Below are 6,859 nucleotides of genomic sequence, written 5' to 3'. Positions count from 1 at the left end.
GCAAAAATAGCAAACGAAAACTCTCCGATCTGCGCGAGGGAGAGGGCGGTTTTTGCTGAGGTATTTTTATCGGAATTACGGCGGATGATGGCATAGATAACAGCTGCTTTGAAAAGCATGGCAAAAACGAAAATAAACGTGATGATATGAATATTTTCGGCAAAATAGAGAATATCGATCTTCGTCCCCACACCGAAGAAAAAGGCACCTAAAAGGAGGTCTTTGTAGGTCGAAATATCGGATTCAACTTTGACGTTGAAGCGGGTATCAGCAATAATCATCCCCGCGATAAATGCCCCTAGCGAATAGGTGAAACCCATACTGTGTGCGAGAAGTGCCGCACCGATGAGGATGGAGAAAACCGAGCCTAAAAAAAGTTCTTCGAGTTCCGTTTTCGCTGAAAATTGCAACAGGGCATTGACGATTTTCTCCCCCGCCGTAAACATAAAGACAACAACGAAAAGGGCAGAGAGAAGTGTTTTCCACAGTACTTCGCCGAGTGAGAGGGTATCGTTGGACAAAAAGGTGATGAGCAATAAAATAGGGATAACGGCGAGGTCTTGAAAGATCAAAATCCCCATCGATTTTTGCCCGTAGGGTGTGTGGATGTCCTTGGACTCTTTCAGATAGGTGAGGACGATGGCGGTGGAAGAGAGGGAAAATGCCAATGAAATGATCAAAGAGGTATTAAAGTCAAGATGAAACAGATAGTGCGAGAGCAAAAAGATCACCACGACACTGAATACGACTTGAAGTATACCGTTGGTGAGGAGAATATCTTTCATCTTTTTGATTTTCTCCAGACTCAGTTCCAGTCCGATGGTAAACATCAAAAAGACGATCCCAAACTCCCCGATAAAATCGAGCGAATCGTTTGCCGAACCGTTGAACCCAAAAAGGGTACTCACGATCGTCCCCGTCGCGATATAGCCGATGATATGGGAGATCCCGAAGCGCTTTAAGATGATATTGAGAACCGTCGCGATGGCAACGGTCAAAAAGATTGATAAGAGTAATTTTTCCATATGGATATTATAGTGCAAGGTTCGTGCTAAGGGTGGTTAAAAAGTAAGCTGTCTGTATATTTAAATACTTTATCTTGGGCTATAAAAGGGCTTTCTCTATAAAATATGTCAAGATTTTCAATTTGTTTTAATGATATAATATTTAAAAAATAAAACAAATCGGATTAAAATGGAAAAGAAAAGTATTTCACCACGTGTATTAGCATTGTTTGGTATGGTCGTTATATCTATAATATACTTGTATTCAAATATAGAAGCAGAAAATATTGATAATCCTAAAGAAATCACGATTGATTTTAAAGATTTAAATGGTGATCTAAGTGAATCGGACATTGTTTCTAAATATACAGAACTGAAATTATCATGTGGTATCGAGCCAAGTGCAATGGCAGAACGCTATTGTTACTCAGATATTGATCGTTTTGATGGAATGAATGCTCGATTAATAGCGTTCTTCTTCGAAAAAGGCAAATTGACACAAATGAAAGTGGATCTGAACGAGAATGAGTATGAAAATACCATTCGTTACTGTTTGCAAGAGTATGGCCCGGTTTCAAAAGTTAAAAAACCTGACAGAGGTGAGCAGTTAATGGCATGGGTATTTAAAGACGGTATGTTGGTAACATCAAAAGAAAAAAGTGAAGGTCAAAATATGTTATTATGGCTCAGTGCCAATAAAATGTTCCAAGCGTTTTTGAAGTAATACCTTTAATGTTGCAGTATGATTTTTTCTGAAAATACCAGTTTTTCTCTCGTATCGTCGTAGGTTTTTGTCTCTAAAACGAGAGTGATTTTAGCGGTCGGTATTTCATCTACGACAATGATCGCTGAGGTGTTAAACGGACTGTTGGTCAGTTGTGTACGTAACACCATTTCACTTTCAAGAGAGGGTGCATTGAACATCAACTCTTTCGTATTTTTATACGATAATACGGTGAGGGTGTTGAAAGTATCTATGGTTATAAATCGTACTTCTTCGCGGTTGAGAAAAAACTGTCCCTCGATTTCAAAATCGATTTTACCCTCGGTGGTGGTGCGGCTGATCGTAGAGTAAAACAGAGGGTACGAGGGGATAACCTCTGAACCCACTTTTACCAATGCGCGGAGGAGGCGGTAGTTGTAAAACCGCTCTTTGAGTATGCGATACGGTGTCCCGGCATCTTCGAGTTCATTACGGCGGGTATAAAGTTCCAGACGCTCTTCGATCGAGGCGGGGAGGATTTGGCGGGAGAGGGGGGAGAACATTTCGTCCATCAGGCGGTGCTGCTGGTCGCGCTGCATACTTAGACCGTAGAGACAGCCGCAATAGTCCTGACGGTAGAGTTGCTGTTCTTTGGCAACGCGTCCCTGATCGGCGGTACCGTTGTTTTTGCGGTAATCAAACGGGACGAATTTGACCCCGTGAGTCTCTTCAAATGCTTCACCGCTGCGGATGAGTTGTTCTTGCGATTTTTTGGGGCTGACGAGGAGGGTGGTGGTCATGGTGGACTCACCCAGTTCGATCGCTTTGTGCGCGCTTACTTCGAAACGGCGATCAAAACACACTTCACAACGTGATCCCTTCTCGGGCTCATTTTCTAAGCCTCGGACAGCATCCATCCAGTTTTCAAAATCGTATTCACCCTCTATCAGCTCAATACCCAGTTTTTGACAGCTTCGTTCCACATCGAGGAGACGGAGTTGATATTCGCTGTAAGGGTGGATATTGGGATCATAGAAGAACCCGATGAGTTTTTCATCGGGGTATTCCTGCTGTAGCTTCTCGATAAAGAAGTGAGAATCGACGCTACAGCAGATGTGGACGAGCACGGTTTAGTTTTTCTCTGCGAGAATTTCAACCGACTCGATGGTATCGCGCATTTGGATGCTATCAAGAACCGCCATAGATTCTTTATCATCCGCTTCGATACCGCCGAATACGGTGTGAACACCGTCAAGATGAGGGGTGCTGACGAAACAGATAAAGAATTGGCTTCCTCCGGTGTTTGGTCCCGCATGCGCCATAGAGAGAGAGCCTTTGACATGCTTGTGTTTGTTAAGAGCTGTTTCACACGGAATAGCCCAACCCGGTCCACCGGTTCCTGTGCCGTGAGGACAACCGCCCTGAGCCATAAAGCCCGGGATTACGCGGTGAAAGTTAAGACCGTTGTAGTAGCCGTCATTCACGAGTGCCGCGAAGTTAGCAACGGTGTTAGGAGTCTCGTCGTTATAGAGTTTGATCCACATAACCCCTTTAGCGGTAGTCATTTTAGCCCATTGATAGCTTGCCATCTCTTCGGGAGTAACGGTATACGTTTTGAGTTCTTTTCGTCCGAACATGTATTTGATCCTTGGAGGAATTTTTTGAAATTATAGTGGAACAATCTTAACTATCAAAAGGGAATCCGTTATAATGAACGAAATTAATTTAGGTGATGGTGAGCAGTGGAATCTTGGTTGCAGCGTCGGTTGAACAGTATATCTTTACGTGATCTTAACTTTTATACCATTGTTTTTATCCTCTTTTTCACCGTTATTTTTTCCTCTTTACTTATTTATGATGAATACCGTCAATTTGCGATGGCCGCAGGAGATACGCTGGTAGGTATCCGAGGTGATCCTCACGCTCTAAAAGGGCGGTTGATTAAAATCATTGTTGAAATTGCGACGTTGGCATTGATTTTATTCGGGTTTATTATCGGTATCTCTAAAATACTCAACAGTATGATTGCTCGGGATATGGAGCGATTTATGAAGTTTTTCGAAGCGGCTCATGAAAAAACGGAGCTGATTCAACCCGATGAGCTTTATTTTACTGAGTTTAAACGGATGTCGGGATATGCCAACGAAATGGCGCAGACGATTCAAGAGCAAAAAGAGTCCTTACAACAGCTTAATGCCGGATTGGAAGAGCGGGTACGATTTAAAACACAGGCCTTGCAAATCAAAAACGATGCCCTTGAAGAGGAGCAGAAATTTTCACAGGGGCTTCTCGAATCACATAAACAGTTTATCCGCTATGCGATCCATGAAACCCATACGCCGCTGTCGGTGATTATGGCGAATATTGAGCTGTTCTCTATGAATGAAGGGCGTAATCGCTATTTGGCGAAGATCGAAGCGGCGGTCAAAAATATTTTCAGTATTTACGATGATTTGAGCTATCTGGTGAAAAAAGATCAGATTGAGTATCCGAAAAAAGCAATCAATTTGGGTGAATATGTCCAAAAGAGGCTAGAATTTTTCGATGAGGTTGCCCATTTCTCGAATCTCTCTTTTAAGTATCTGCAGCCTGAATTTCCTTCGTGGATACAGTTTAATGAAACCAAGCTCCAGCGGGTTATCGATAATAATATCACCAATGCGATCAAATATACTAAAAACGGCGAAGAGATTCGAATCGGCGTGGAGTGTGAGACCCAAGGGTGCAGGTTTTGGATAGAGAGTCGATCTCAAAAGATTCATGACCCGCAAAAGATTTTTGAGGCATACTATCGGGAACGGAAAAAAACAGACGGATTCGGGTTGGGGCTTAGTCTCGTCAAATCAATCTGTGATGAAGACGGTGTGGAAATAACAATCTCTTCAGATAGTGAATTGACCCGCTTCGAATATCATTTTAAAAAGGGTAATCTTGAAAATACTCCTTCTTGAAGATGAACAGATGCTCAGTGAAGCGATCACGGAGTATTTGGTTTCATCGGGTCATCAGGTTACTTTTTATTATGACGGTTCAGATGCGCTCGAAGCGCTTAAAAAAGAGACTTTTGATCTGCTGATACTCGATATTAACGTTCCGGGAATCGACGGACTGGAACTTCTCGAAGAGTTGCATAAACTCAAAATCCGCCCACCTGCTATTTACATCAGTGCCCTTGTCGATATTGAGGGGATCAGCCGTGCGTATGATCTGGGGTGCTACGATTATTTGAAAAAGCCGTTTCACCTCAAAGAGCTTGCTCTTCGAATCGATAAGGTGATGCAAAGCTGCACCATTCCCCAAAGCCATCTCCGTCTTTCAAAGTGTTACGCCTATGATGCCTCTACCTCGACATTGATGTGTGATAACGTAACACAGCCCCTCAGTAAGCGACAGCTTCAAATTATCGATCTCCTTGCCCGTAATCGGGGACGTGTGGTCGATTTTGACCAGTTTCGCAACTATGTTTGGGACGAAGAGTACGTGGACAACGCAACAATCCGTGCTGAGGTGAGCCGTTTGAAAAAGTCTTTGAAAGAGGATTTCATTCAAAATATACGGGCCTTAGGTTACATGATCGATATTCCCCGTTCCCATTAAGTTACTTTTTTACACACTTATCCCCTCTCCTGAATATTTTTGACGATAAATTTTTCTAATTTAACAATTGCTACGTTCGTGCTATGCTTTATTTTCATAATGACACTGATAAAAACTTATTTCAAGGAGTGGAAATGCGAGGTACAGTATCTCTATCGCTTTTAGCATCGGCTTTGGTTGTCAATGCCATGGCAGCTGATAGCTTAGAAAGTATGTTTAAAGAAGGGAAAGCGAGCGGGCAAATCCGTGCTTTTTATATCGACCGTGATTATGATGGGTATACTAATGCAACGTCAGTTCATCGCAATGCTACGGCTATCGGCGGATATTTGAAGTATGAAACGGGTGCGTGGAACGGATTAAATCTCGGCAGTGCATTTTACACGACGAATGGTTTGTTTTTAAAAGATAAAACCACCACGACGGGAGCGGATAACCCTGAAGTAGATCCGACGTTATTGGGCAAAAGCAATGAATCAACTACGTATCTAGGCGAAGCGTATGTTCAGTACAAAAATGGGAACACTACGTTTAAAGGGGGTCGTCAAAAACTCGATACTCCGATGGCGGGGAGCGATGATGCTCGTATGCTTCCGAACCTTTTTGAAGCATATGTCCTCAGCAATACCGATGTGAAAGATACGACATTGATCGCAGCACATGTGACTAAGTTCGCTCAAGGGTCATTCGGACGAGTCTATAATGGCGGCGTATTAAGTGTAACATCGGGATATTCTCTCGTAGACTCAAAAACTCATGTGGGTGAATTCGTTGATATGGGAACGTATGCTATCGGTGAGAATACCGGTGGTGTGAGTGTCGCAGCGGCAATTTACTCAGGAGTTCCGGGATTGAAATTGCAACTTTGGGATTACTATGCTCATGATATTCTCAACGCCATCTATGCCGAGGCAAACTACGGCTGGTCATACGCAAGCGGTGTAGCACCGTACGTAGCGGCACAATGGATTAGCGAGAGAGATGTCGGTACAAACTCACTAGCGGCTTTAAACAAAGTAGAAAGTGATTTTGTTGGAGCAAAAATAGGTGTTAAAGTAGCAAATTGTGATCTTTCGGTTGCGGCTTCACACAACACTAAAGATTCAGATGCAGCAATTGGCGGCGGAACCATTTCTCCTTGGGGCGGTATGCCGGCATACACTCAAGGGATGGTAACTCGTCACCAGTTTATGGCGGGAACCGACGCTTGGAAAGTTGCAGCTGCGTATGATTGGAAAGATTACGGCGTTAATCTCAATACCGGTGTATACTATGTCGAGTACGATATGGACCCATTAAATGGATATTCAAATGCTGCTGCATCGGATGAATCAAGTGAATCCGGTTTTGACATTATTTACAATCCGCAAGCGGTGAAAAATCTACAGTTGCGTCTCCGTGCGAACTACGCACGCGATTTTCAAGAGACAACTGCCGGTGATGTTAGCTGGGATGAATACCGCGTTATCGCAAACTATAACTTTTAAAGGAGGTTAAATTATGAAACAAGATATGGTTGATCGCATTAAAAACGATCCAGATTTTTTACAGCTCA

7 protein-coding genes are annotated in these 6,859 nt (G+C 43.1%); 4 read left to right on the top strand and 3 right to left on the bottom strand.

Translation table 11 applies throughout. The features are described from left to right. On the bottom strand, positions 1-1,025 hold a 1,025-nt coding region (locus tag A2517_RS08835; RefSeq protein ID WP_294896184.1), incomplete at its 3' end, for a cation:proton antiporter. Between the two features lie 169 nt (positions 1,026-1,194). Between A2517_RS08835 and A2517_RS08830 the strand changes: the two genes are divergently transcribed. Further along, complete coding sequence (locus tag A2517_RS08830; RefSeq protein WP_294896182.1) at positions 1,195-1,728, top strand: hypothetical protein; 534 nt, start codon at positions 1,195-1,197, stop codon at positions 1,726-1,728. A 5-nt stretch (positions 1,729-1,733) separates the two neighbouring features. Here the strand turns inward: A2517_RS08830 and A2517_RS08825 are convergent, their stop codons facing one another. Next, positions 1,734-2,834 carry an epoxyqueuosine reductase QueH gene (locus A2517_RS08825; protein ID WP_294896180.1) on the bottom strand — a complete coding sequence of 367 codons (1,101 nt, stop codon included), beginning with the start codon at positions 2,832-2,834 and terminating at the stop codon, positions 1,734-1,736. Between the two features lie 3 nt (positions 2,835-2,837). Beyond that, positions 2,838-3,344: a peptidylprolyl isomerase gene (locus A2517_RS08820; protein WP_294896178.1), complete on the bottom strand. Its 507-nt coding sequence runs from the start codon at positions 3,342-3,344 to the stop codon at positions 2,838-2,840. Positions 3,345-3,449: 105 nt separating this feature from the next. Here A2517_RS08820 and A2517_RS08815 point away from each other — a divergent pair, with 105 nt between their 5' ends. The 3 genes from A2517_RS08815 to A2517_RS08805 all read left to right on the top strand — a co-directional run bounded on the left by A2517_RS08815 (position 3,450) and on the right by A2517_RS08805 (position 6,791). Next, positions 3,450-4,658: a HAMP domain-containing sensor histidine kinase gene (locus A2517_RS08815; protein ID WP_294896176.1), complete on the top strand. Its 1,209-nt coding sequence runs from the start codon at positions 3,450-3,452 to the stop codon at positions 4,656-4,658. Further along, on the top strand, positions 4,639-5,304 hold the full coding sequence (locus A2517_RS08810) for a response regulator transcription factor (protein ID WP_294896174.1): 666 nt from the start codon (positions 4,639-4,641) through the stop codon (positions 5,302-5,304). Before A2517_RS08815 ends, A2517_RS08810 begins: the two co-directional genes overlap by 20 nt. A 134-nt stretch (positions 5,305-5,438) precedes the next feature. After that, positions 5,439-6,791, top strand: a complete 1,353-nt coding sequence (locus tag A2517_RS08805) for an OprD family outer membrane porin (RefSeq protein ID WP_294896172.1) — start codon at positions 5,439-5,441, stop codon at positions 6,789-6,791. The last annotated feature ends 68 nt before the right edge of the window (positions 6,792-6,859 follow it).

Origin of the sequence: Sulfuricurvum sp. RIFOXYD12_FULL_44_77, assembly GCF_001830725.1 — a bacterium.
GTDB lineage: Bacteria > Campylobacterota > Campylobacteria > Campylobacterales > Sulfurimonadaceae > Sulfuricurvum > Sulfuricurvum kujiense_A.
This window is presented reverse-complemented; position numbering and strand designations above follow the sequence as displayed.